25 protein-coding genes and 3 tRNA genes are annotated in these 25,145 nt (G+C 37.4%); 4 read left to right on the forward strand and 24 right to left on the reverse strand.

What is annotated here, in order from left to right:
* Positions 1 to 9: 9 nt before the first annotated feature.
* On the reverse strand, positions 10 to 2,403 hold the full coding sequence (locus GJU32_RS22110; RefSeq protein ID WP_155594065.1) for a SpoIIE family protein phosphatase: 2,394 nt from the start codon (positions 2,401 to 2,403) through the stop codon (positions 10 to 12).
* Between the two features lie 420 nt (positions 2,404 to 2,823).
* Here GJU32_RS22110 and GJU32_RS22115 point away from each other — a divergent pair.
* The 4 genes from GJU32_RS22115 (at position 2,824) to GJU32_RS22130 (ending at position 3,539) form a co-directional block, all read left to right on the forward strand.
* A tRNA-Gly gene (locus GJU32_RS22115) sits at positions 2,824 to 2,898 on the forward strand.
* A gap of 10 nt (positions 2,899 to 2,908) precedes the next feature.
* Positions 2,909 to 2,985, forward strand: a tRNA-Met gene (locus GJU32_RS22120).
* Between the two features lie 5 nt (positions 2,986 to 2,990).
* Positions 2,991 to 3,062: transfer RNA gene (locus GJU32_RS22125), tRNA-Glu, on the forward strand.
* Positions 3,063 to 3,287: 225 nt separating this feature from the next.
* Positions 3,288 to 3,539 carry a hypothetical protein gene (locus GJU32_RS22130; RefSeq protein WP_155594066.1) on the forward strand — a complete coding sequence of 84 codons (252 nt, stop codon included), beginning with the start codon at positions 3,288 to 3,290 and terminating at the stop codon, positions 3,537 to 3,539.
* An 86-nt stretch (positions 3,540 to 3,625) separates the two neighbouring features.
* On the opposite strand, the gene GJU32_RS22135 is transcribed toward GJU32_RS22130, so the two are convergent.
* From GJU32_RS22135 to GJU32_RS22245, 23 genes are all read right to left on the reverse strand, one after another.
* Positions 3,626 to 4,054, reverse strand: a complete 429-nt coding sequence (locus GJU32_RS22135) for a S1 domain-containing RNA-binding protein (protein WP_004229154.1) — start codon at positions 4,052 to 4,054, stop codon at positions 3,626 to 3,628.
* Between the two features lie 134 nt (positions 4,055 to 4,188).
* A complete protein-coding gene (locus GJU32_RS22140) occupies positions 4,189 to 4,593 on the reverse strand; it encodes an FtsB family cell division protein (RefSeq protein ID WP_155594067.1) in 405 nt (134 codons plus the stop codon).
* A gap of 15 nt (positions 4,594 to 4,608) precedes the next feature.
* On the reverse strand, positions 4,609 to 5,100 hold the full coding sequence (gene yabQ, locus GJU32_RS22145; protein ID WP_155594068.1) for a spore cortex biosynthesis protein YabQ: 492 nt from the start codon (positions 5,098 to 5,100) through the stop codon (positions 4,609 to 4,611).
* Positions 5,097 to 5,396 (reverse strand): sporulation protein YabP, encoded by a 300-nt coding sequence (yabP, locus tag GJU32_RS22150; protein ID WP_004229167.1) that lies wholly within the window; start codon positions 5,394 to 5,396, stop codon positions 5,097 to 5,099. The genes yabQ and yabP overlap by 4 nt, the downstream gene beginning before the upstream one ends.
* A gap of 146 nt (positions 5,397 to 5,542) precedes the next feature.
* Positions 5,543 to 5,833 (reverse strand): RNA-binding S4 domain-containing protein, encoded by a 291-nt coding sequence (locus GJU32_RS22155; protein WP_155594069.1) that lies wholly within the window; start codon positions 5,831 to 5,833, stop codon positions 5,543 to 5,545.
* 4 nt (positions 5,834 to 5,837) lie between these two features.
* Positions 5,838 to 7,298, reverse strand: a complete 1,461-nt coding sequence (gene yabN, locus GJU32_RS22160) for a bifunctional methyltransferase/pyrophosphohydrolase YabN (protein ID WP_155594070.1) — start codon at positions 7,296 to 7,298, stop codon at positions 5,838 to 5,840.
* 9 nt (positions 7,299 to 7,307) lie between these two features.
* Positions 7,308 to 8,930, reverse strand: coding sequence for a putative polysaccharide biosynthesis protein (locus GJU32_RS22165; protein WP_155594071.1), 1,623 nt, complete (start codon positions 8,928 to 8,930; stop codon positions 7,308 to 7,310).
* A gap of 159 nt (positions 8,931 to 9,089) precedes the next feature.
* A complete protein-coding gene (spoVT, locus tag GJU32_RS22170) occupies positions 9,090 to 9,626 on the reverse strand; it encodes a stage V sporulation protein T (RefSeq protein ID WP_155594072.1) in 537 nt (178 codons plus the stop codon).
* 242 nt (positions 9,627 to 9,868) lie between these two features.
* A complete protein-coding gene (gene mfd / locus GJU32_RS22175) occupies positions 9,869 to 13,381 on the reverse strand; it encodes a transcription-repair coupling factor (RefSeq protein ID WP_155594073.1) in 3,513 nt (1,170 codons plus the stop codon).
* Positions 13,382 to 13,769: 388 nt separating this feature from the next.
* A complete protein-coding gene (locus GJU32_RS22180) occupies positions 13,770 to 13,997 on the reverse strand; it encodes an anti-sigma-F factor Fin (protein WP_155594074.1) in 228 nt (75 codons plus the stop codon).
* Positions 13,998 to 14,242: 245 nt separating this feature from the next.
* A complete protein-coding gene (gene pth, locus GJU32_RS22185) occupies positions 14,243 to 14,809 on the reverse strand; it encodes an aminoacyl-tRNA hydrolase (protein WP_155594075.1) in 567 nt (188 codons plus the stop codon).
* Between the two features lie 241 nt (positions 14,810 to 15,050).
* Positions 15,051 to 15,638: a 50S ribosomal protein L25/general stress protein Ctc gene (locus tag GJU32_RS22190; protein ID WP_155594076.1), complete on the reverse strand. Its 588-nt coding sequence runs from the start codon at positions 15,636 to 15,638 to the stop codon at positions 15,051 to 15,053.
* 308 nt (positions 15,639 to 15,946) lie between these two features.
* Positions 15,947 to 16,906: a ribose-phosphate diphosphokinase gene (locus GJU32_RS22195; protein ID WP_155594077.1), complete on the reverse strand. Its 960-nt coding sequence runs from the start codon at positions 16,904 to 16,906 to the stop codon at positions 15,947 to 15,949.
* A 24-nt stretch (positions 16,907 to 16,930) separates the two neighbouring features.
* Positions 16,931 to 18,301, reverse strand: coding sequence for a bifunctional UDP-N-acetylglucosamine diphosphorylase/glucosamine-1-phosphate N-acetyltransferase GlmU (gene glmU, locus GJU32_RS22200; protein WP_155594078.1), 1,371 nt, complete (start codon positions 18,299 to 18,301; stop codon positions 16,931 to 16,933).
* A 262-nt stretch (positions 18,302 to 18,563) separates the two neighbouring features.
* Positions 18,564 to 18,866, reverse strand: a complete 303-nt coding sequence (spoVG, locus tag GJU32_RS22205; RefSeq protein ID WP_155594079.1) for a septation regulator SpoVG — start codon at positions 18,864 to 18,866, stop codon at positions 18,564 to 18,566.
* Positions 18,867 to 19,089: 223 nt separating this feature from the next.
* Positions 19,090 to 19,464 (reverse strand): RidA family protein, encoded by a 375-nt coding sequence (locus GJU32_RS22210; protein WP_155594080.1) that lies wholly within the window; start codon positions 19,462 to 19,464, stop codon positions 19,090 to 19,092.
* Positions 19,461 to 20,294 (reverse strand): pur operon repressor, encoded by an 834-nt coding sequence (purR, locus tag GJU32_RS22215; RefSeq protein WP_155594081.1) that lies wholly within the window; start codon positions 20,292 to 20,294, stop codon positions 19,461 to 19,463. Before purR ends, GJU32_RS22210 begins: the two co-directional genes overlap by 4 nt.
* Before the next feature lie 56 nt (positions 20,295 to 20,350).
* Positions 20,351 to 21,217, reverse strand: coding sequence for a 4-(cytidine 5'-diphospho)-2-C-methyl-D-erythritol kinase (gene ispE / locus GJU32_RS22220; protein ID WP_155594082.1), 867 nt, complete (start codon positions 21,215 to 21,217; stop codon positions 20,351 to 20,353).
* A gap of 221 nt (positions 21,218 to 21,438) precedes the next feature.
* Positions 21,439 to 21,618, reverse strand: a complete 180-nt coding sequence (locus tag GJU32_RS22225) for a small, acid-soluble spore protein, alpha/beta type (protein ID WP_004229193.1) — start codon at positions 21,616 to 21,618, stop codon at positions 21,439 to 21,441.
* A 114-nt stretch (positions 21,619 to 21,732) separates the two neighbouring features.
* The gene (veg, locus tag GJU32_RS22230) at positions 21,733 to 21,993 is read right to left on the reverse strand and encodes a biofilm formation stimulator Veg (protein ID WP_004229199.1); all 261 of its coding nucleotides are present in this window, start codon (positions 21,991 to 21,993) and stop codon (positions 21,733 to 21,735) included.
* A 156-nt stretch (positions 21,994 to 22,149) separates the two neighbouring features.
* Complete coding sequence (rsmA, locus tag GJU32_RS22235; RefSeq protein ID WP_155594083.1) at positions 22,150 to 23,031, reverse strand: 16S rRNA (adenine(1518)-N(6)/adenine(1519)-N(6))-dimethyltransferase RsmA; 882 nt, start codon at positions 23,029 to 23,031, stop codon at positions 22,150 to 22,152.
* Complete coding sequence (gene rnmV / locus GJU32_RS22240; RefSeq protein WP_155594084.1) at positions 23,024 to 23,590, reverse strand: ribonuclease M5; 567 nt, start codon at positions 23,588 to 23,590, stop codon at positions 23,024 to 23,026. The genes rsmA and rnmV overlap by 8 nt, the downstream gene beginning before the upstream one ends.
* Before the next feature lie 232 nt (positions 23,591 to 23,822).
* Positions 23,823 to 25,034 (reverse strand): G5 and 3D domain-containing protein, encoded by a 1,212-nt coding sequence (locus tag GJU32_RS22245; protein WP_155594085.1) that lies wholly within the window; start codon positions 25,032 to 25,034, stop codon positions 23,823 to 23,825.
* Positions 25,035 to 25,145: the final 111 nt, after the last annotated feature.

Below are 25,145 nucleotides of genomic sequence, written 5' to 3' on the forward strand. Positions count from 1 at the left end.
CGATATGAATTAAGATGATTTACTCATAGAATATTGAGCTGGTCTAAAGACTGCCCATGTCGGTACAACATGAGTCACCTCTAACATTAATACGGTACAGTCATCTTCAATTTCAAAATAACCTTGGAATGATTGCATAATTGTTGTTAGTTTTTCTTGAATCGTTTTATTTGTACTTGCTACCTGCTGTGCAAATGCTAAAAATGTCTCCTCTTGCTCATCCCAATCAGCGACACTAGAAAACAGACCATCTGAATGCATTAGAATGACGTCCCCTGCTTTTAGCTTTCTTTTTTCAGCTTCGACAGTTGAAATAGATAAGAACCCTACAGGTGCTGCATTACTTTCAACTTTCAGTATCTCTTTTCCACGTAAAATATAGGTCGACATTCCCCCAGCCTTCCACGACCACAAATCACCATGCTGTAAATCAACAAGTGCAAAATCAAGTGTTGCATACATATCATCTTGTTGTTTTAAGGACATGACATAGTGCAATGTATGCATCGCAGTTTCAGGATTCATATTGTAATTGAGACATTCTCTCATCAAATGTATCAATTTTCTACTTTCGTGTTGCGCTTCTTTACTTTGCCCCATACCATCAGATAACAAAATGGCAAATAGCCCTGGATGCAATTGGAAGAGTGCATGTGAATCTCCTGAGTATAGTGTTGCATCTTTAGACATGCTATATATATCATACTCTACTTCAAAGCTAATAGCTGATCTAAAGCATATTTGTACATGACGAAAAGGTATTTCACAGGCTACTACTTTTTCAATTTCAAAAGGTTCATCAAAAATCTCATAAAGAATCGGCAGGATCATACGTTCAGCTAAAGTTGTATCTTCTTCCCAGTTGACACGTGCCGGTGCTAAGGCACAAACGATCTTTCTTGCCCCAGGCTTATTACTAAGTACATCAAGCTGGAAACATTCAATATGGGCATCCTTTAAGCGTTCAATGATGTCCTTTTCTACACTTACAAAAGAAATCGTATCCTCCTTCATTTCAGCAATTAACTGGTTTAAATGATTGCTCATATCACGAAGTTGCAGTGCAATCATTTTTTTGCCATGGAAATATTGCCCGTTAATGCGTTCTCTATAGAGTTCCGTATCTAGCTCCTCGAAAATCTTCGTAGATTTCACACATTTATAGCGTATTTGTTCTTCAACACGATGAATAGCCGATTCTTTACCCACCCCTTTCATATGAAACCAATCTGTCATCAGCTTGTCCATACCATTATTTTTTGCTCCCCAGCAATGCTCGTAGCGGAAACAGCTTAAACAAGTATTCATTGGAGATACTTCCTTCGCAGCTTCAACTGGTGCCGTCATAAAGCGGTCAAACACAAGCTCCTTCATGAATTGCACAAAATGCTGAAAATGCTCTAATTTATACGTTACATGGTCAGTTAACCAATTTTGTCGTGCCAGTAAAATCTCCTCACGTTGTGGAAAGAGTTTATCTCTCACCTTATCTGAATATTTCTTTGGGATTGTTAGAAAAAGAATGCTCCCAATAGCTATTGAGGTGAAATAAACGCTATCTAAGGGCAATGTAGCATCATAGAATAAAAAAAACACACTTGGCAAAATACTACCGATTGCAACACCAAATCTACCACCTTTAGCTCCCATACCTGCACACAGTCCAGTTAATGTGGCAACAGATAGCATGCCAGTAAATGAGAGTTTAGCAACACCTATAAGAGTCCCTAGCACCGCTCCGATTACCGTTGCTAACGGAACACTCCCAACCAATGCACCAAAACAGATAAAAAGCTGTAATAAAAAGATTGGGAGTGAAAAATAGCTAATCACAACGGTTTGCATCCCTGTAAGCATGGCGGCAAACACTACTAATCCAGAACCTAGCTTCTCATATGTCCAATGACTCGTAAACCATTCATACGAGTTAACAAATAGCACTTGCATAAACAGCGTCATAATAAGAGCTAAAGCTGCCTCACAGCCCACATAAAATTGTACAAGTACTGGTGGTAAGCCTTGATACATCACTCCTTGCCATAATATTTGTACGAGCAATACAGCTAAAGAAACGGCAATACTTTGAGGTATTTGCCAGTAACGAAAACGCATTATGCATTCATACATGATGATCTGTAAGGCTAAAATAAAGACTTGTCCAAAACCAAGGAAAAAGCAGCCCGCTAAACTACCAAATAAAACAAATTTGGCATACTCTCTATACTTCGTTCGTATAATGGCCCAAAAAGGAACTGAGAACGGTACAGCTGCTTCAAATACAACCGATTGAGCCAAAAAAAAGGAGGTTAAAAAAAAGAGTGAGCCTATTAGTATCTGCTTCTTTTTCATGCCTATTTTTTGGTCATCTACATTCGCTGTATTATACCATTCAATACTTGTCATTTAACTATCCCCTTTCCGCACTTTTGGCTATTATAAAAAATTATGCGCGGAAAGATTGTCTGACGTTGACAGAAAAAAATATAAATATTTCGACTAATAGATATACATAAATACGAGAATTGGCAACAATTTCTTTATTAAATGATTGTCATTTATGAAAAACGTTGAAAATCTACCTACCGAAACAAAATAATCATGACTTCCTTTTTACTTTAAATCCCGATTAGAGGGCAGTCTCTCTGCTATCAACCACTTTATTCAACTAATGTCACGATACATTTCTACTTAAGAACAAAAAATCCGCTAAAATACCCTTATATGCTGACTCTGATGAAATATATTTTTTATTATTTTTTTTGCAAACCTACTTGACACTAGCACCATTGGCTTGTATTATTTAACTTGTTGCTTAAACGACATGCGGAAGTAGTTCAGTGGTAGAACACCACCTTGCCAAGGTGGGGGTCGCGAGTTCGAACCTCGTCTTCCGCTCCATATACTAATTGGCGGCCTAGCTCAGCTGGCTAGAGCGTACGGTTCATACCCGTAAGGTCGGGGGTTCGATCCCCTCGGCCGCCACCATAGTAGGCCCCTTGGTCAAGTGGTTAAGACACCGCCCTTTCACGGCGGTAACACGGGTTCGAATCCCGTAGGGGTCATCTCAAATAGGCGTCTCAGATTTTTTATCTGAGGCGTCTATTTTTATTTTTATGGAAATTCAGATGCTATCGCCTACTAGCAATTTGTCTAGTGCTATCCATCAATTGATAGACTTTACCCATCGCTTTGCAATTTCTATCCGTCAGTTCAATAATAGCTAGGTGACTGGGTATAAATTATGGCATACTAAAGAAAAGAGTGTTTATTTAGGAGGTTAATTTCCCTTGGGCACATTAACAAAAGCCGCTTTATTTTGTGGAAGTGGCTCAATGATTATTCTTATTTCAATTCTTATTAATTTACCATTTTTCATTCAAATACTACTATTACTTAGTGGGTTAGCCGTAAGTATATATGGCGTCTTTTTACTTGTCAAAATGATTATCCATCCAGTTGAGAAAGCCCCCATTACTTCTCCCGATGAAAAAACGACGACAACCATAAAAAAGAAAAGAAGACCTTCCTCTACTTTGTAGGTAAATTAAAAAAGGGATTAGCTTTATTAAAAGCTAATCCCAACTCTATTTCACACACTTTTTCTACGATTAAAACAGTCAGCAAACTACCCTCTTCTAGCTCCGCGACCTCCGCGTTTTGATTCTGTAGCACGTTTAAGTGTTGCTAGACGTTCATCACTATCTTTTAAGAAGCGTGCCATTTTTTGCTCAAAATTTTCTTTTGGCTGATGGCGTTCGTTGCGATCATTAGAACGATTATCACGACGTGGGCGTGCTGGACGCTCTGGTCTCTCAGCTTGAGGCTTTGCTTTACGGATTGAAAGACCGATCTTTCCGTCCGCTTCAACATTCATCACTTTTACTTCAACTTCATCTCCAACTTTTAGATGCTCATTGATATCTTTTACATAATTGTCAGCAACTTCACTAATGTGAACTAAGCCTGTTTTGCCATCTGGCAGCTCAACGAATGCTCCAAAATTTGTGATTCCTGTTACTTTACCTTGTACCTTGCTGCCTACTTCAATTGACATAAAAAAAATGCTCCTCCTTAAAAATTAAGCGACTCATTTGAGCCATGTAATCAATTTAATCAAACTTTTTACTGCAATAAGCTTCTCTTTTCATTATATATAACAATAAAAGAGTGTCAACAATACATAGCTTTTCAGTCGTCTTTTTTGTCTTCTTTATCTGGTATTATGAAAATAATTTCACCTTTCTCAGATAAGTAATACTCTTTTCTTAATAGCTTTGCGATATATTCATCATCCTGTAATTGTTTGATTTTAAGATTTAATGTATCTTGTTTTTCTTTCAATTCAGTGAGATGCTGATTCGCTTCTTCCTTTGATTTCTCTTTTGCTGCTAGTGTTTCATTTTGATGTGACAGCACATTTAAGAGAAGGGCGATAATAATGACTGGTACAATCGCAAAAAAGACAATACGACGCATTTTACGTTTGCGAGCTTGTTGTTTGCGGTTTATAGCTCTATCCGTGTTACGGACATAGTCATTATCAAGCTTAGTGAAGTTTTGTTGTTCATCATTTGATGAATGACGTCTCGTCATGTCCGCACCTCCGAATCATTGTTGCTTTTTATTATACTTCAAATATCGTAACTTTTTTAAAAAAGTGTAGGACAAATACGAATAAATTTTGACAAAAGGTCTTATAACAAACAATACTATATTTATTAACAGCTGCAAAATTTGTCGAATTACAGCGAATATTAAACTTACTATGAACCAGAAGGGTCTCCATGTAATATTCACCAAAATTCTAGCAATGAAACGTAAAAAAGTTTGAAAAAACGATTGATACAAAAAAATTCCGGCTATTTGCGCTAGCGGGTCATAAGCCCGCCAAGCGCCATCTTTTAGCCAAAATAATAAATAATATGTCAATCCCCCAAGTAGAATCCATGTCATTAATTCAAAAATCATCATCCACTTTCGAAGGCTTGACCTTTTTGGAGTTGAAAAAACGATAAGCCTTACACTATCAATGATGAAACCAACTGCTATACCGCTCAAAACCATGACAATTAATTGATATAATTGTTCACTAACAATCATCCAAATAACTTATGAAGGAAACCTTTCGAGAAGCCACTTTCTTCCTCGTCATACTGTAAGGTTTTTACAGTTCCTTCAAGCGTCAATAATCCTTTATCAACATCTAAATGAACGATATGCAGTTCCTCTCCACGAATTAACAAGTGCCCTTGGGACGTCTTAATGAAAAACTCTTCCTGATCAAAGCGTTCAATTGATTTTACAGAAGTCATGTCCATTCTTTTACGATTACGAATCGTTAAAATATGCTCTCCAGATGGAATTGTGTAACGATTACTTTCTTGATGTAGCGTCATTTTCTTCCTCCTTTAGTCGTCCTAGCTTCTGTTCACTTTATGCGGACAACCTTCAAAGCATGACAACTTTATTTAAGTTGTGTAAAACAATTGCCCATAAAAGAAGGGTGGGACAACATTAGGAGAGTTAGAAAAGATATTTAATTTTATTCTTCATCATCAATAAATTCAGGTTCAACTTTTTCTAGTCTTTCTTCTTTTAAAATTGTAAACATTTTTGCTGCATCTTCTTTTTTCACAGTATCACGCAATTCTTCTACACGTGCTGTTACTATTTTTTGACCGAAACGGATAGCAAGTTCATCTCCCGCTTTTACTGTACTACTAGCTTTCGCTACCTTCTCATTGATTGTGATACGCCCTTGATCCGCTACCTCTTTAGCTAAGGTGCGGCGTTTTATCAAACGAGAAACTTTTAAAAATTTATCTAGTCTCATCTTTTTACTCCTTTTCTAGTTGCTTTGCTTCATCCCAAAATGCATCTAATTGTTCTAATGTAAAATCAGAAAATGATTTTCCGCTGACCTTTACTTGTTTCTCTACATAACCGAAACGTCTTGCGAATTTCTCATTTGCATGTAGCATGGCCTCTTCTGGTGAAAGCTTGTAGAAACGTGCTAAGTTCACTAGTGTAAACAACACATCTCCAAATTCATCCAAACGGGATGCATTAGATCCTTTCGTCACCTCATGACGGAATTCCTGCCACTCTTCAGCAAATTTATCCCACGCCCCCTCTACATCTGGCCAGTCAAAGCCTACTTTTGCAGCTCTTTTTTGGTAGTTATAGGCTGTCTGTAACGCAGATGATGCTCTGTACTCCTCGTCTAATAGTGGTATATCGCTAGTACCCTTTTCTTCTGCCTTGATAGCCTCCCAATTAGCAACAACGCCATCAGCATCTTCTACTGAAACATCACCAAAAACATGTGGATGGCGACGAATCATTTTTTCACTAATTGAGGCTAACACATCCTCAAGTGTAAAGTAGCCTTGATCTTCTCCAATTTGTGCATGTAAAAATATTTGTAACAGCACATCTCCAAGCTCCTCGATCATCGCGAAATCATCCTCAGCATCTACAGCAGCCAAGTACTCATGTGCCTCTTCGAGTAAGTATTTTTTTAATGACTCATGTGTTTGTTTTTGATCCCAAGGACAGCCGTTTGGACCTCTCAGCGTAGCAATTATCTTGCGGAACGTAGTCCAATCTCTTAATGCTTCTTCCTGCAATTTTACAGGTGGTACATAGACCGTTGTTAAATTATTCACTTCTACACTTTGATCGAGTTCATAGAGTGGTACCATAACAATCTTTTCTTGTGATGAACCTGCAGCCGTAACAACCGTCACAGGGTACTCATCATCATATTTCTCCATCAAAGTCAGCTTCACCTCTGAAGCACTAAATGTATCGTATACTTGGGCAATTAAGATATGTTGACGCATATTGATGTCATGCATTGAAAAACTGGTACCATCAAGTAACTGAAAGCCTTCAATTGGATCAATTTTCAACGCGCCAAAAATTGGATCTAAGAAACTCTGTCCACCTTCAATAACTAGATTAATTCTTCCGTCATCCGCTGCCGCAATAAGCAATTGCACTGTCTGTTCTGCTACTAATGGATGGCCTGGCACAGCGTACATAATATCCTCAACTGAAGTTGCTTCAATAAGCGACTCTGCAATTTCCATGTAGACAGGATGAAATGCGTTGTGTTTTTCATATACTTTATCAAAGCTTTTGAAATTTACACCTTCCGCTGCTAATTCCTCTAATACTGGATGATCCACTGTACGTACATATAGTTTTTTTGCAGCCTTTAATTTTCTATAAACACCCATTTGCAGCTGATTAAAATCCCCTGCACCTAAGCCAATAACTGTTAAAGTATTCAAAACTCCCACCTACTTCTTTGAATTTAGCCATAGTTGGTAAACAGCCATCCTGCGTCCAAACGGCAATAAATACCACTCTTTTTCTATTAGAACTCGTGTCTTTGCAATAATTGTAAGCATAACAAATGCCCCTATAGATACAGCTGTTAAACCTGCCACCATAGCTATCAAACGTGAAGACAGCAAATGGTCTAAAAAAGTTGACGCTAACTGTAACCATACAAGCACTACGACTGCCATACTCAAAGATGCCGTTCCTACTTTTTTATAAAAATCTACTGATGCTAATTGAATGCCAGTCAATGTTTTTAAATAAACAATAAGCAATAAAGCAGTTAAAACTAATCCAATATCATTCGCAATGGCTGCCCCTAAAACACCCAACCATCCAATTAACCTTACATTCAGTATGATTTTTAACACAAAACCTATTATTAAAATTAAAGCTGGTTTTTTCAATTTGCCATACCCTTGTAAAATCGCTGTAAATGTAAGAATAATCGATAATGGAACGATTTGGAATACATAGACGATTAATACCTCGGATAAGGCATTGGTTTTAAAAAGCATTTCATTTAAATAAGGCATGACTAGCATTAAACCCAGTGAAGCAGACCAGCCAAATAGTATTGAGGCTTTGTATGTTAATTGTATAAATGGAACTGCACTTCGCCCCTCTTGTTTTTTCGACAAATGGGCTACAAGCGGTACAATTGCGAGCGACAATGAGGAAGCAATCACAACACCAAGTTGTACTAACGGCTGTCCACGATCATAAATGCCTTTTGTTTCCTTTGCCAATGTAGGAGCCATGCCATTATCAATTAATAAGGAGTATATAGTGAACGAATCAACTAACTGATAGCCAAGTAGTAATAGACCACTCATGCTTACACTTAAACTCAGCCATGTAACCTCTTTCACAATAGGCAAACTTTTTACATGATGTAGATGCTTTTTAGCACCAAATAGCCCAAAACGTTTATAAAAGATATAGACAAGCAACAACAAGGCGGTAACTTCCCCAATAACTGTACCGATAACAGCCATTTTTCCCGCATCATAAAGTGATTTTGTAGTTGTCATAATTATATAGGTTCCGGCTAAAATAACCGTTACTCTTATCGCTTGTTCGAGAACTTGACCATAAGCAATAGGTTCCATAATTCCTCTTGATTGAAAGCCACCTTTCAAAATAGCTAGCGCTGGCATAACCAATACTACAAGGGAGCCTGTGCGAATCAACGGGGCTAATTGTGCATCACCCATTAACTGGGCAATTTTTTCAGCACCTCCAAATAAAACAGCAAAAAACAGTAGCGATAGTACCGTCAAATAACGGAAAACTACACGCATAATAGTGCTTCGTCTTTCATTACGTTCTATTGTATCAACAATGCAATCATTATCTGCAAGCATTTTAGAAATGGCTACAGCAAAGCCACTAGATGTCCAAACAACGAAAATGGATATAACTGGATATATCTGCTGATAGATATAAAACCCTTCATCACCAACCAGATTCTGAAAAGGTACACGATAAATTACACTAAGAACCTTTACAATAAGGGCCGCTATTGTCAATAAGGCCGCACCCTTCATGTAGCTTTTCATGCCAAAGCGTTGCGACATAAATTGCCCTCTTTCCTTCTTAACAATGCCAATAGTATAGCATATCTAAAAAGTTTGACGTTCCAGGTAGCACTACTGTTCCGATAATGACCAATATTTATGTACGCAAAAAAAGTTATTGTTCAGCCTAAAAGGTCAGCGCAATAACTTTTCCATGCATCAGCTATTCATTTGTTTAGCTAAGAAGTTCGCAGCTGTTTCCACTACTTTTACTTCTACCTCACCGACAAAATGTACTTTAGATAAGACAATAATGCAGCCTATCGGATCACCGTTTACTGTAATTGGTGACGCACAATATGATTTTACTTGCTCATATTGACCAGGAACAATCTCAATTGTTGTCTCCATCTTTTCGATTTTTGTAGAACGCTCGTCCATAAAGCCTTCAGCAAAGGACGTAATGCGACGATTAATATATTCCTTCTTACCAATCCCCGCAACTGCGATTACTTCATCACGGTCAGTGACAAATGCTGGCGTTCCTAGTGTTTCATAAAGAGTTTCAACATATTCTCTTGCAAATTCACCCAAATCATTGATGGGAGAATATTTTTTTAATATGACTTCACCTTCACGGTCCGTATAAATTTCAAGCGGGTCGCCTTCACGAATACGTAGCGTCCTACGAATTTCTTTTGGAATAACTACACGCCCTAAATCATCAATACGACGAACAATTCCTGTTGCCTTCATTCTAATGCCTCGCTTTCGCTACAATGAAATTTTTATTTCAAGTATAGTATGGTTTTTATTTAAGCAATCTATGCAAAAACTGAAGAAAAAGGATTTCACATCCATCAAATTTTTTCAAAAACTTTTTTACATCAATCAGCTCCTTATTAGATTGCCCAAGGAATAAGTTTCTATAATAAGTATTGGAAAAATAAAAAAGGCTGTCTTATCTTTTCATGAAAAAGATAAGACTAGCCTTTTTGCTATTGCTGTTTTTTTGCTTTATCAATAATTTGCATTAGTTCTTCCAAAATATCAAAGGGTTGATATTTCCCGCACTTTCGCTCATCTATCGTTAATTTTAACTGCATGCCATCCATACCGAAACCAACAGCACGCTCAAACTTCATGGACTCTTCAATAATTTTACTGCCATCGACATTTGCTGTTCCTTGTTCAGACAACAGTATTGTAATAAGTTTTTGCTTATCCTTTACAGATACTACTCCCGCTCCTAAGCCCCAAACTTTCATTCGTGCTATTCGAAGTAAACGCTCTGTTTCAATTGGAAGATCGCCAAATCGATCTTCTAATTCCTCCATGATTTCGTCATACTCCTCCACCTGATCCATTGCCTTAATACGTTTATACATTTGGATTTTTTGATACCCATCAGGAATATAGACGTCGGGAATATAAGCATCTACGCTTAACAAAATTTCAATATCTGGCTTTTCTTCTTTTTTCATGCCTGTTTGACGTTCAGCAATCGCATCCTGTAGCATTTGTGAATATAAATCAAAGCCAACTGAATCGATAAAGCCGTGCTGTTGCGCTCCAAGTAGGTTACCGGCTCCTCGAATAGATAAATCTCGCATGGCAATTTTAAAGCCCGATCCAAGCTCAGTAAATTCTTTAATTGCCTGCAATCGTTGCTCTGCTACATCTGTCAATACCTTGTCTCGTTGATACATAAAATAAGCATATGCCACCCTGTTAGAACGTCCAACACGTCCACGTAATTGATAGAGCTGCGCTAAGCCCATGCGATCAGCATCATGTACAATTAATGTATTAACATTCGGTATATCAACACCCGTTTCAATAATCGTTGTCGTGACAAGCACATCATAGTCACCTTCTAAAAAGGCTAAAATAACTGATTCCAATTCAGATTCTGTCATTTTCCCATGTGCATGACCTATACGTGCTTCAGGGACAAGCATTTGAATTTCATCAACTTTACGAGCCATATCTTCTACGCGGTTATATAAATAAAATACTTGTCCGCCCCGAGCCATTTCTCTCTCGATAGCTTCTCGCACTAATGCTCCACTGTGCTCCATCACATATGTTTGTACTGGGAAACGATTGGCTGGAGGCGTTTCAATTACAGACAAATCACGGACACCTACCATTGACATATGAAGTGTCCTTGGTATTGGTGTTGCAGTTAAAGTTAAAACGTCGACATTTGTTTTTAGTTGCTTTATCTTTTCCTTATGTGTAACGCCAAAACGCTGTTCTTCATCAACAATTAACAACCCAAGATCTTGGAATATTAAATCTTTGGATAAAATTCGGTGTGTTCCTACAACAATATCAATTTGTGCTTCTTTCAATCCTTTTAATGTTGCAGTTTGCTCCTTTTTCGAACGGAAACGAGATAACAATCCAACGTTAATGGCAAAGTCCTGGAAGCGCTCACGAATCGTTTCATAATGTTGCTGCGCTAAAATGGTAGTAGGTACAAGGAAGGCAACCTGTTTACCATCCTGAATAGCCTTAAATGCCGCACGAATGGCAACTTCTGTTTTACCATAACCTACGTCACCACAAACCAGACGATCCATTGGGCGCTCGCGCTCCATATCTCGTTTTACTTCAATAATAGAGCGTAGCTGATCCTCTGTTTCCTCATATGGGAACATTGCCTCAAAATTACGCTGGTCGTCATTATCTTGTGTAAAAGCATGCCCACGCTCTGCTTCACGCTTAGCATAAAGCTTAATTAAATCATCTGCGATATCCTGTACAGCAGAGGATACTTTGGCTTTAGCTTTTTTCCATTCTGCTCCACCTAATTTATGTAGCTTCGGTTCACGATCCTCTGACGCCACATATTTCTGAATTAAGTCTATTTGTTCTACAGGTACATATAATTTATCGTCTGCACGGTATCGAATATGCAAGTAATCCTTATGTGTACCGTTTACCTCTAGTGTTTCTACACCAATATATTTACCGATACCATGATGAACATGTACTACATAATCACCAGGCTTAATTTCCGTATAACTTTTAATACGTTCAGCATTCGTCATTTTTTGTGTGCGCGCTTTTTTCTTTGCCTGTTGTTTAAAGAGCTCATCTTCTGTTACGACCGCTAAACGTTGCAACGGTAATTCAAAGCCACTCGACAAGCCACCATCTACAATATAAATACCAGGATCTGTAGGTTCTCCAATAGCAGTATGAATATCATATTCTTCAAGCATTTGCTGAACTCGCTTAACACGCTCTTTATCCCTTGCAACGATTAATACTGTAAATTTACCAAGTAACCAGCGTTCAACCTCACTTTGAAGCAACGACATTTGTCCATGAAATTGTTGCATAGGCTTACAAGAAAAATTGGTCGTCTTATTAAATGTGATCCCTGCAAATGTTCGAGCAAATAATGAAAATGAAAGCTTTTGTTGGGACAACATTGCCAATATCTCTTTTAATGTGAAGGCAGGTTTGACATCATGAACCATTTTCCCTTCTTCAATTAAAGATAAAAACCATTCATCCTCTTCACGTTCCCACGCGTCCATAACTTCTTGAATACGTCCAAGTTCATCGAAAAGTACAACGCCATCTTGTACAAAATAATCTCCCAAATAGGCTGTTTTATCGTACAATAATGAGCCATATTTGTTCACGTAATCAGGTAAATTTCCTTGCTGTAACATTTCAATATCATATTGAATATGCTGATATAGAAGTTCCTTTGTCTCCTGCTTTTTAACCTTCTTTAGGCTTGAAGCTAATGCTACTTCTAAACGACCTGCCAAAGCTTGTCTTTCTAATTTAGTAAGAATGACCTCTGAAGCAGGAAGAATACGAATTTTTTGTAATTTATCAATAGAACGTTGGTCATCTGCTGAAAATGTTCTTATGGAATCAACTTCCGTATCAAATAATTCAACACGGATAGGTGATTCCAAATAAGGTGGATAAATATCTAATATACCTCCACGTAATGCAAATTCTCCAGGCGTTGTCACCATTGAATTTCGCACATAACCCATCTCAACTAATGTTTGTAACCACGTATCAATTTCAATTTCCTCGCCCACAGCTGTTTGTAAAAAATATTGTAGCCAATGTTCCTTAGGTTGCATTATTTTCCGTAAACCCGCCACAGGTATTACGTAGACCGCTTTCTCACCCCTAGCTAAATAATCCAGTGTTGCAATACGCTCAGCCCTTAATTCTGGCGAGGCAACAGAAAGATCTGCTGCAATAAATTCATCAGCTGGATAATAATGAACATGTTCTTCACCTAATAATCCAGCAAGCTCATCGACCATTTTTTGTGCCTGCAGTAGATTAGGAGAAACAATGTAGATTGGCTTCTTTACATATTCAAATAACGCATCGACCATTACGGGGCGTGCGCTTCCTGTTAAACCTGTAATAAGCTGCGATGCAGTTTGACCGCTCTGAATCTCCTGTAAAAATGATGTAATATGTTTATCCTGCGACACAAGCTGTCGTACAACCTCCACAGTCAAAAGCCCCTTTCAGCATAAAATTCAATTTGTTTATCTTAATTCAGCATTGATTTCCCTCCTCTATATGTGGGAGATGAATGCTTGTTTTGGTTTTTCAGCGGGTGTTCAAAATCCTGCTGATACCGTCCTATTGCCCCAAAGTCTCCGACGGCTAAGACGGAGTTCAGTTAACCGTTGTCACAGGACGAGACGGCTTAGCTTAACTTCTACTCGTCAACTCGAAAATATCTGGCCGTATTTGCTTACCTGCGCAAAAGCGAAGCGTCCGAGGTGTGGTTAATTTCTATTATTCTAGTGCTATTTATATATCTCTATTATTGGCTGTTTTATGAAATGGAAAAAGCCTTGAACACACATGGAGTGTGTCAAAGCATCCTTCCAATTATTGAATCCATTTATTGAGTGCGTGATAATCTGGATATTGTCTCAGCGAATCCTCACATTGCTCACAAATGCAGTGCACAGTAGTTTCTCCATGTTGATTCTTCTCAACATAATCATCTGCTTCTCCCAATTCGAAAATATGTAGCTTTCGAATTGTATCATCTGCATCAAATGGTAGTGTCCCTATTTCTACTTCACAATGCCGACAACGGTAGCGAACTGACATTCCAAATCATCCTCCTTTAAGCAACTTCCTACTTAAAGTATAGACATTTATAAAAAGGATTATGCACTTTCCGATGTCGTCAGTATTGCAATAACTTGAAAATTAGAGAATTAATTTTTGCTTGTAGACAAGACTATACAATACAAGCATTAGCTGTAGTTATAGTGTAAGGTACTTTATAGCTTCCCTTAGACCTTTTTCAATTATCCAAAGACTTTAACGAAAATTTATTTGTTACGTTCCATCTATTTGTTTACGTTAAAGTAATTCATCACATCAAGAAATGGCTTTGAAAGAGATGCTTCAACAGCATTTACAGACTGTTCAATGGCGTCTTCAATAAGAACTTGATCTTCCTTTGAAAATTTAGCTAATACGTAATCAGCTACCTTCATGCCAGCTGGTGGTCGGCTAATTCCTACTCGGATACGATTAAATTCCTGTGTACCTAAATGCTGAATTAAGGATTTAATACCGTTATGACCACCGGCACTTCCCTTTTGTCGCAGACGTAACTTCCCTGTTTCTAAATCTAGGTCATCATAAATAACAATTAAATCTTCTACATTAATATCGAAATAATCCATAAGAGGTCCGACACATTCCCCTGATAAATTCATATATGTTAAAGGTTTAACAAGTAGAACCTTTCCTTCAGATCGATGAACGGTTGTATACATTCCATTAAATTTCGAATTTGTTAAAGGTGCCCCCCATTTTTCTGCTAACGCATCAATTACATCAAAGCCAATATTATGTCTTGTATGTTCATAAGGTTTACCTGGGTTTCCTAAACCAACAATAATTTTCATAAGTACCTCTCTTCTTTCAAATCTAATAGTCATTATTTTACCATACCACGCACATAGAAAGCATTTTGTACAATTCTTAAATGATATCATTATTCTTCAAAATGAGGCCTCGCTTGCGCGCAGATAAACAATGCGTCTAGATTTTTTCGAGCTGACGACTAAAAGTTAACCTACTATTAAGAAAAAAAATAAGGCTAATAAGAAAGTTTTAGCTTTCTTATTAGCCTAACAGTATTTATTTTTACTCTTGCTCTTCCACACTATCTGTAGTTTCTTCTACAGAAACAGGCGCAACAATTGTTACTAATATATAATCATCTTCGCTAATAATTTCAACAGGTACACGGTCTCGTATATCTGCTACCGTTAGGGATTCCCCAATTTTCAACAATGAGACATCAACATCTATTGATTCAGGTAACGCTGTTGGTTTAACCTTCACCTTCAACTCTAAGTTAGGTTGCATTAAAATACCGCCCTCACTTAATCCCACTGACTGACCAATTAATTTAATCGGCACATCCGTTTCTAACTCCTCAGCCATATTAATGGCTAAAAAGTCTACATGATTTACTTCATCTTTCAATGAACATTGCTGTATTTCTGATACAACTACATTTACTTTTTTTCCCTCTAACTCTAGCGAAAACACACTATTTTGCCCATTTTTTTGAATGGATTTTATAAAATCTTTTGCAGAAATAGAAATTGGGGTTGAATCTAACTTATAGCCGTAAATAACTGCAGGAATGGCTCCCCCTTTTCTAAGTTGGGTTAATGTCGAACGATGCCCAGCTTCGCGCTTTTTAACACTTAATACTGTACTCATACTTCTTTATTCCCCTTCCAAGAAAATTATTTACGCCTTATCAACAATCATGTCCCCCATCTACTGATGAGGAAAACTTGTTGAAGGCTATGATAATATTTATCTCTATTTTTTAAAGTAGAGTAAATACCATTAAGACACATTATCTATTATACCCTTTTGTAAGAAGATTCTCACAAAAAACACATAAGAATTTCTTCACCTTGCTATAATTGTGTCCAGATTAATCTTTTTTGTACCTAATAAATGAAAATAAAAAAGACAAATCCACCCAAAAGGATAGATTTGTCCGTGATATTTCATATTTATTAATCGAATAGAGTACTTACAGATTTGTTTTCATAAACACGAGAAATTGCATCAGCCATTAATTTAGCTACTGAAAGCTCAGTAATTTTTGGAGATTTTTTCTCGTCTGAAAGCTGGATTGTATTAGTTACAACTAATTCTTTAATAGCAGAGTTTTCAATGCGTTCGATTGCTGGACCAGATAGTACTGGGTGAGAACAGCAAGCGTAAACTTCTTTTGCACCAGCAGCACGTAATGCATCTGCACCAATCGTAATCGTACCTGCAGTATCAATAATATCATCAATCAAGATTGCCACTTTACCATCAACATTACCAACAATGTTCATAACTTCCGCAACATTTGGTTTTGGACGACGCTTGTCAATAATTGCAATCGGTGCTTTTAATCGTTCAGCCATTTTACGAGCACGTGTTACCCCACCATGGTCTGGTGAAACAATAACGATTTCATCTCCTGGAATACCTTTAGATTTGAAGTAATCAGATAGTAATGGTACTGCCATTAAGTGGTCGATTAGGATATCGAAGAAACCTTGGATTTGAGGTGCGTGTAAATCTAATACGATGACACGTGTTGCACCAGCAGTCTCAAGTAGGTTTGCCACTAATTTAGCTGTAATTGGCTCACGCGCTTTTGCTTTACGGTCTTGGCGTGCATAACCATAATAAGGCATTACAACGTTTACTGTGCGAGCAGATGCACGTTTAACTGCATCTACCATAATTAAAAGCTCCATTAAATGTTCGTTTACTGGTGCAGAAGTAGATTGCACGATAAACACATCACAACCACGAATACTTTCTTCAATGCTAATTTGAACCTCTCCATCACTGAAGTGCTTAACAGAAGATTTTCCTAATTCAACGCCCATTTCCTGCGCAATTTCTTGAGCTAGTGGATTATTCGAATTAAGTGAAAATATTTTTAATTGTGAGTTTGCATAATGATACGGCATGATGGCCTCCTGTTTAGTTGATAATTATTTTGAATTTAATTTGCTTACATAATTCGGTTTGTTTTCTTGTCTTGCACGCGCGATTGCTAGCGCATCTTCAGGAACTTCTTTTGTAATTGTAGAACCTGCTGCAATAAATGAACCTTTTCCAACTTTCACTGGTGCTACTAAGTTAGTATTACATCCTACAAATACATCATCTTCAATAATCGTTTTGAACTTGTTTTTTCCATCATAGTTTACTGTAATGGATCCACAACCAATATTAACGTTACTGCCTATTTCGGCATCGCCAATATAGCTTAAATGCGAAACTTTCGTGTCATTATCTAGCTTGCTTTTCTTCACTTCTACAAAGTTACCAATTTTCACATGGCTACCGATGTCAGAAAGTGGTCGAATATGAGCAAATGGTCCAATAGCTGTATCTTCAGCAATAGCGCTTTCACGTACAACAGAAGAATGGATAGTTGTGCGATCACCAATGCGACTATCTACAATTTGAGTGTTTGGTCCAATAATGCAATCTTCGCCGATAACAGTGGCTCCTTCAATCATAGAGCCTGGTTGAATAATAGTGTCACGTCCAATAACCGCTTCTGCGCTAATATGCGTTGATTCAGGATGGATAATTGTCACACCATTGCGCATATGTTTTTCATTGATTCTTGTACGCATTAATGTCTCTGCTTGTGATAAAGCAACACGATCATTGACACCTAACGTTTCTTCAAAATCATCTGTGACATATGCTTCTACAATATCACCTTGTTTTTGTAAAATTTCAATAACATCCGGTAAATAATATTCACCTTGAGCATTGTCATTTTTCACAAGCTTCAATGTTTCAAATAATAATTTGTTGTCAAAGCAGTATGTGCCCGTATTTATTTCTTTTACTAATTGCTGTTCTGCTGAAGCGTCTTTTTGCTCAACAATTTGCTCAACTTGCCCGTTATCGCCACGTAATATACGACCATAACCAGTTGGGTTTTCCGCAATCGCTGTTAAAATAGTTGCTTTAGCATTCTTTGCTTGATGATGTTCGAATAAGGCCTGCATTGTTTCAGGACGAATTAGTGGTGTATCTCCACATACTACTAATGTAGTTCCTTCTTCGTTACCTAAAATAGCCTCAGCCTGTTGAACAGCATGTGCTGTACCTAACTGTTCAGCTTGCAGAACATACTCACTTTTATCTTCAAGCTGTTGTTGTACTTTTTCTGCACCATGTCCGACAACCGTTACAATGCGCTTCACATCTAACGTTTGAATATGATCCACCACATGTTGTACCATTGGTTTCCCACATACTGGATGGAGCACTTTATATAATTTGGACTTCATACGTGTACCTTGACCTGCAGCCAAAATGACAGCAAAAACATTGCTCATCTGTAAGTCCTCCAATACGCTCATTTTCTCTTATGACTATATAGCAAAATTCATCTATTTTCAAGGCATGTAGAGTTGACAAAAAGATGAATTACAAAATCCATTGCACCTTATGCTCGAATGTCATGAAGTATATCCTAAAATTACTTATATTCTCTTTTTATTAAAATAAAAAGAACCCTTTAAACTAGAAGAGTTCTTTATATCTTTTCTTATTATTAATTTGTAACAAATACTTGAATAGGTAGTTATTGTCTTTTAACTATACGCCAATTCCTTCTAATTCTTCCTCTTTATCCGTTTCTTCTAATTCACTAGAGTTATGATACTCGTTTAAAATGATCTCCTGAATTTTATTTCGAGTATCAGAATTAATTGGATGTGCAATATCTCTAAATTCCCCATCTGGTGTTCGTTTACTTGGCATTGCTACGAATAAACCAGTATTTCCATCAATTACACGTATATCGTGAACAACAAACTCATTGTCAAGTGTAATGGAAGCAATCGCACGCATGCGACCATCCGTCTGTACCCGACGCAATCTCACATCAGTAACTTCCATTTTCTCACCACCTCTCTTCTTGGATGCCTAAATGAAAATATCATATTCTCGATTACCGAATATTTTCCTTTTTATAGTCTATCAAATTTTCTAAAAAATTTGAATACTTATTAGAATAATATTTTTTCTTATATACGGAATTTTTGACAATTGTTTGTCAGCACAAAAAAAAGCCCACTAAATAGAATAGCGATTCTCTATTAGTAAGCTTTTCATTTTATATTTACTTAACGATAGCGATTACTTCGATTTCTACTTTTACATCTTTCGGAAGACGAGCTACCTCTACAGCTGAACGAGCTGGTTTATGATCACCAAAATGATTCGCGTATACCTCATTCATTGCTACAAAATCGTTCATATCCTTCATAAAGACAGTTGTTTTCACAACATTTTCTAAAGATGTTCCGGCTGCATCTAAAACTGCTTTTAAATTAGCGAATACTTGATTTGTTTGTACAGTAATATCGCCTTCCACTAGTTCACCTGTAGCTGATAATGGAATTTGACCAGAGCTATAAAACATTCCGTTAACAATAATTCCTTGTGAGTATGGTCCGATTGCAGCTGGCGCATTTGATGTTGCTACTACGTTCATTTGTCATGTCCCCTTTTAGAAAAATAGTTACCTTCACTTAATGCAATTGTTCGATCTTTTTCATTAACCTCATGAAGCTTTACAAGTGAATAATAATCATCTACTAACGTTTCATCCGCATGTTCAGCCTCCACAAGCACCGCAATGCCTGCTAACTGACAGTCAAACTCCTCTAGTAGATTTTTCATACCATTCATAGTACCACCGACCTTCATAAAGTCGTCAGTGATTAACACACGTTGTCCACTCTTCATACTTCTTTTTGATAATACCATTGTCTGAATTCTTCGGGAAGAACCAGATACATAGTTGATGCTAACTGTAGAGCCTTCTGTTACTTTACTATCTCTTCTCACAACAACCACTGGTACATTTAAATGTCTTGCAATGGCATGGGCAATGGATATCCCCTTTGTTGCTACAGTCATTATGACATCGATTTGTTGATCTGCAAAAGCAGAAGCAAAAACCTTCCCTACACGATTAATTAGATCAGGGTTCCCTAGCAAATCTGTCATAAATAAGTAACCGCCTGGTAACAAACGATCTGAATGCTCAAGCTCTGCCTTTAAATCTTGAATAACTAAACGTACTTCTACCTCGGACATTTTCGGAATATATTTTACTCCTCCAGCAGCGCCCGGCACTGTCATCAATAACCCGATTCCTTTTTCTTCGAATGTTTCTTTTACAATCGTTAAATCCTCACTAATGGATGACTTTGCAGATTGATATAGTTCTGAAAAATAAGTTAGCGGGATCAGCTGATGTGGATGTTCTAGTAAATAGTGCGTCATATCAACAAGTCGTTCACTACGCTTCCATTTCATGCGACCCTCTCCTAAACACGAATATTTATAGGTAAAATTAACACAAATTTGCGTTTCTAAGCAAGTGTATTTCGCTCACCTAAAATTCGCACTGCATAAACTTCCTCACAAAAACCACGTAAACCATTATAAATGCGGCTAACACGAGCCTCACTATCTACTAGTCCAAATACAGTCGGACCGCTTCCACTCATTAACGTGGCATCTGCACCAAAACGCTTCATTTGTTCTTTTAACATCACAACTTCTGGATGTAACTTAAATGTTACAGTTTCCAAAACATTTCCTAATGAAGCACATAATAGCTCATAATCTTTTGTTTCAATAGCTTGTATCATTTGCTTTGTATTTGGATGTTCGAGCCCTTCAACCTTAAGACCTCCATATACTTCCGCTGTTGATACGCCAATTTTAGGCTTTGCTAAGACAACCCAACAGTTAGGTGGAGCCGGTATTTCTTTTATTTTTTCTCCACGCCCAGTGGCTAGGGCTGTTCCACCATAGACACAAAACGAAACATCCGAACCAATTTTAGCACCAAGCTCCGCTAATTCATCTATCGATAAACCTAATTCCCAAAGCTCATTTAAACCCTTTAAAGTAGCAGCTGCATCACTACTGCCACCTGCGAGCCCCGCTGCTATGGGTATTTCTTTTTCGATGGTAATGGATACACCTTGTCTAATGCCGTATGTATCTTTAATGAGACGCGCTGCCTGATAAGCAAAATTACGATGATCATTTGGTACAAAATTATCTGTTGAGATAATTTCAATAACACCGTCTTCTCGAGATTCAAGACTGATACGATCAGCTAAATCGACTGTTGTCATAACCATCTCTACTTCGTGAAAATTATCTGGTCTTTTATAAAGTACATCTAATGTTAAATTGATTTTTGCAGGCGCCTTTACATAAAGCATCTTTCTTCCTCCCTTATAGCTACACGTATAAACAGTTCTTATTTTCGCGCAAGATTATTCATTTTATTTTACCATATTGGGAATGCGAAAATGGAAAAAAAGAACCGTATACCCTGTTCGGTGTAACGGTTCTCTTTCGTCAGTTGTATTAGTTGTGTCAGTAAGGATTTTCATCCCTGCTGAATGAAACTTAATAAGTTGTCTATTTTAATAAAAATAGCTTACTTACGCTCTTGCTCACTACTTGCTCGTTCAGCCATTTCTATGGCACGCTTAACCATATTACCAGCATCTCGAGCTTTAATGCCGCCCCAGCCTTCCTTTTGCACAACATCATAAAATCCAAGCTCTTTTGCGATCTCTTCTTTTAATCGAGGTGACATGATACCTTTTCTAGGCATATAAACTCCTCCTTTAACAACTGACGAAATTAGTATGCCCGTGAAAACGCAAAACACTCATGCAGTTTTTAACATACATGAGTGTTTCTAAAATATAGAAATAAGTACTAGAAACTATTTTGCGACAGCAGCCTTTGCTTCGTCTAAAAATGTAATCTCTACTGCTTCAGTTAAAATATCTGTGTAGCTATACGATACGCGCTTGCACGTATTGTCTTCTTGATCGAGCTCTACTACAAAGATAGCGCGATAAGTCTCACGTAATATCCCTGCACACTCAACCGTTTTCTTGCGACCTCCGTTTGCTTTTAATTGCAAACGTTTACCCAAATGACAATCCAACGACTTTTTAATGTCCGCTAAAGTTTTTGGCATTTTCGCTTACACCTCACTAATAACTAGTATAAGCGAATCGCCCAAAAATGTCAACAAAATATAATATTTTATCAGCCTCTTATAAATCTTGTCAACTTATTTTTTAAAAAAAATATATTTTTTTTTACATCTATGAAAAAATGTTAACAAAAATTTTCACTTTGCAAACATGGGATACAGCTCATCCGCTAATTTCCCAAACTCTTGAATTGTAAGTGTTTCTCCACGACGTGTAGGTTCGATATTAGCTGCCTCTAATGCATGTAATATCTGTTCTTTTTGTGCCTTACCATTCGGTAAACCAGATTGTAGGTTATTATAGATGGTTTTTCTTCGCTGTACAAAAGATGCTCGCGTCACGACAAACAAAAAATCCTCATCTATTACTTTTACTGGTGGCTCATCATGCTTAATTAGACGAATCACCGCTGAGTCGACGTTAGGTTGTGGCATGAACACTGTTTTTGGCACAGTCATCGCAATATCAGCTTTCACATAATACTGAATGGCAATAGATAGTGAACCATATTCCTTTGTACCTGGCTTAGCCGTTATTCGATCTGCAACTTCTTTTTGCATCATAACAACAAAACCACGGATTGGTAGTCGGTCATTGAGTAATTTCATTAAGATTGGAGTAGTGACATAATACGGTAGATTCGCAACAACCATAATATCTTCAATACCTGGCATCTCGTCTGCAATCACCTTAGCAACATCTGCCTTAAGAATGTCAGAATGGATGATAGACACATTATTATATGGACTAAGTGTATCTTCTAGTACAGGTAATAAACGTTGGTCAATTTCAAAGGAAACAACCTTTTTAGCGCTTCTCGCTAAGTGTTCTGTTAATGCCCCAATACCAGGACCAACTTCAATTGCACCACTGTCTTCTGTTAAATTTGCGTGACTCACTATATTTCGTAAAATGTTAGGGTCAATTAAAAAGTTTTGACCTAAGCTTTTTTTAAATGAAAATCCATACTTTTTTAAAATTTCTTGTGTTCGAATTGGTGTTGCTATATCCTTATGCATCATTTTCCTCCTGATCTAACTGTGCGACCGCCGCACCAAATTGCTTTTCTGTAATCTGAAACATTTTCAACCTTTTATGAAGTTGCTTACCGTTTGTAGCACCAATATTTAAAATTTCTCCCAGTCGATCACGACGCTGTTTCGCCTGAGGATGACCAATTAATCGCGCTGTCATTAAATCTTCCAGTGTAATATCATCTTCGTTTGGCACATTTTGAATCGGGGTATAGACATGTCGTAGTGCTTCACGTATATCATCGTCAGCAGCATGCTCGATCCCTAATCCTTTACCGTTCTTCGCAATCGTTTTTGCTTTTGGTAAAAAGGCATGTTTTACTCCTTGAACACGCTCCTCAATAATGGCACGTATTCGACGTCCTGGATAGTCAGGATCTGTAAATACAATAACACCACGCTTTTCTTGCGCATGTTGGATACGCTTTAGTGTTTCTTCAGAGATAGCAGATCCATTTGTTTCTATAGTATCTGCTTGTACGGCGCGCTTAATAGCTGTCGTATCATCTTTTCCTTCAACAACAATGATTTCTTTTATTTGCAAAAAGGCTCCTCTTTTCTATCTACCTTATCTTCTGACCATTTTACAACTGCAAGATATAGTTTGTACAGAAATACAAGGTATGAATGAACCTACTACCCATTATGTCTTAGCGAACACATAGAAAAACAATGCCTACAAAAACCAGTTGTTAAAAATAATAAAAAGCTTTCCTGCCAGTCAAAACAGGAAAGCTCCATTAGTGAAAAACATTTTGATTAATTTTACAATTTTTTTAATTTAATACTTTAATACGCACTTTCTTACGTCCCCAGTTACGTGCTTGGGCATCTGTTTGTACAAGTATGTCGATCTTATTACCCTTAATTGAACCGCCAGTATCTCCTGCGATTGCTGTACCATAGCCTTCAACCCAAACTTTTGAGCCTAACTTAATAACAGAAGGGTCAACTGCTATCACCTTCAGGCCAGAATTTGAACGTAAGTTTATACCAGTTGCTGATGTACCAGAACAACCGTTGCAATATGGTGTATACGCTGTTGCCGTTACATAAAATTCTTTTCCACTAGCTGGCTCTGCTGAACCACGGGATACAGTTGTTGCACTTGCAACGACTGTTTTTGTGCCAACAGCAACGACTTGTTTTTTCGGTTTTTTTATAACTTCCTCAGACTGTAGATTTTTTGCTACAACCTTACCGTTTTCTTTGACAACTTCAAACGTACGAGAAATTGAGCCCTTCTCGCCAGTTGCCACAACTTTTTGTTTCCCCTTTTGCAATGAAGCATCCTGCTTCTTTTCAACTGCGAAATCTAAAGAGTCTTCCACTACATCGATAACCTTTTCTACGCGAACTACTGTGATTTTACTCTCCGGAGTAATAACGTTCTCCAGGTTATTTTCGACACGATCGAATTCATCTAACTGAATTCCTTGTTGTTTTAAAAAGTTAGCGACCGTAGTCGAAGTGGACCATACTTGTCTTTTGTTTACGCCATCGACAAGCGCTACTTGAAACGCTTTTTGAATATCGATTTTGTTTTCTGCGCCTAGTTCAGTATCAAGACCTTGTGCTAAAGAGTCATGTTCAGATACTTTAATATTTGCTTCTTTCAAAATGTCCTTCACTAGTGTTTCAGTTGTCCAAACTTTTGACTGATTTCCATCAACTGAAATGGTTACTTCTTTTGCCTGTTCCCAAGAAATTGCTAATCCATTAACAATTTTGGTGTTCAGAGAGGGTGATATTTTGTCATGCTCTGCTATATCTATGTTTTCATCTTGTAATAATTGTTCTACAGTTTTGGCATGTGTTGATACTTCGATTGTTTCTCCGTTCGCTTCAAGCTTTACGGCCTTTTTCGTACCTTGATAAAGCACGAAAGAAATTACAGATACAAACAGGACAAGTGAAATAATTCTTATCACTGTTTGCTTACTCCTCAATGATCCTAAGAACAAGTTTTTCATGGAATTATTTGACATGAAAAAACGCCTCCTTAATACAAAGTTGGATTATACGGACTAGTTTTGGCACTGTCAACCCGAAAGTATTTCTCAGTAAATTGACTTCTTAGTTTTTGCCAACCACAAACC

The organism is Lysinibacillus cavernae (assembly GCF_009724685.1).
GTDB classification, from domain to species: domain Bacteria; phylum Bacillota; class Bacilli; order Bacillales_A; family Planococcaceae; genus Lysinibacillus; species Lysinibacillus cavernae.

Coding starts and splice junctions, on each gene's coding strand:
- GJU32_RS22245 (WP_155594085.1), bottom strand. CDS start 25,034: ATGTCAAATAATTCCATGAAAAACTTGTTCTTAGGATCATTGAGGAGT.
- GJU32_RS22155 (WP_155594069.1), bottom strand. CDS start 5,833: ATGAGACTAGATAAATTTTTAAAAGTTTCTCGTTTGATAAAACGCCGC.
- yabP (WP_004229167.1), bottom strand. CDS start 5,396: ATGACGCTACATCAAGAAAGTAATCGTTACACAATTCCATCTGGAGAG.
- yabQ (WP_155594068.1), bottom strand. CDS start 5,100: ATGATTGTTAGTGAACAATTATATCAATTAATTGTCATGGTTTTGAGC.
- ispE (WP_155594082.1), bottom strand. CDS start 21,217: ATGCTTTATGTAAAGGCGCCTGCAAAAATCAATTTAACATTAGATGTA.
- GJU32_RS22195 (WP_155594077.1), bottom strand. CDS start 16,906: ATGCCGTATCATTATGCAAACTCACAATTAAAAATATTTTCACTTAAT.
- GJU32_RS22165 (WP_155594071.1), bottom strand. CDS start 8,930: ATGTCGCAACGCTTTGGCATGAAAAGCTACATGAAGGGTGCGGCCTTA.
- spoVT (WP_155594072.1), bottom strand. CDS start 9,626: ATGAAGGCAACAGGAATTGTTCGTCGTATTGATGATTTAGGGCGTGTA.
- purR (WP_155594081.1), bottom strand. CDS start 20,294: ATGAAATGGAAGCGTAGTGAACGACTTGTTGATATGACGCACTATTTA.
- GJU32_RS22140 (WP_155594067.1), bottom strand. CDS start 4,593: ATGACGAGACGTCATTCATCAAATGATGAACAACAAAACTTCACTAAG.
- GJU32_RS22110 (WP_155594065.1), bottom strand. CDS start 2,403: ATGACAAGTATTGAATGGTATAATACAGCGAATGTAGATGACCAAAAA.
- veg (WP_004229199.1), bottom strand. CDS start 21,993: ATGCCAAAAACTTTAGCGGACATTAAAAAGTCGTTGGATTGTCATTTG.
- glmU (WP_155594078.1), bottom strand. CDS start 18,301: ATGAGCAATGTTTTTGCTGTCATTTTGGCTGCAGGTCAAGGTACACGT.
- spoVG (WP_155594079.1), bottom strand. CDS start 18,866: ATGGAAGTTACTGATGTGAGATTGCGTCGGGTACAGACGGATGGTCGC.
- pth (WP_155594075.1), bottom strand. CDS start 14,809: ATGAAAATTATTGTTGGTTTAGGAAACCCAGGTAAACCTTATGAACAT.
- GJU32_RS22180 (WP_155594074.1), bottom strand. CDS start 13,997: ATGTCAGTTCGCTACCGTTGTCGGCATTGTGAAGTAGAAATAGGGACA.
- GJU32_RS22135 (WP_004229154.1), bottom strand. CDS start 4,054: ATGTCAATTGAAGTAGGCAGCAAGGTACAAGGTAAAGTAACAGGAATC.
- GJU32_RS22190 (WP_155594076.1), bottom strand. CDS start 15,638: ATGAGTACAGTATTAAGTGTTAAAAAGCGCGAAGCTGGGCATCGTTCG.
- GJU32_RS22225 (WP_004229193.1), bottom strand. CDS start 21,618: ATGCCTAGAAAAGGTATCATGTCACCTCGATTAAAAGAAGAGATCGCA.
- rsmA (WP_155594083.1), bottom strand. CDS start 23,031: ATGCATAAGGATATAGCAACACCAATTCGAACACAAGAAATTTTAAAA.
- GJU32_RS22210 (WP_155594080.1), bottom strand. CDS start 19,464: ATGAACGTAGTAGCAACATCAAATGCGCCAGCTGCAATCGGACCATAC.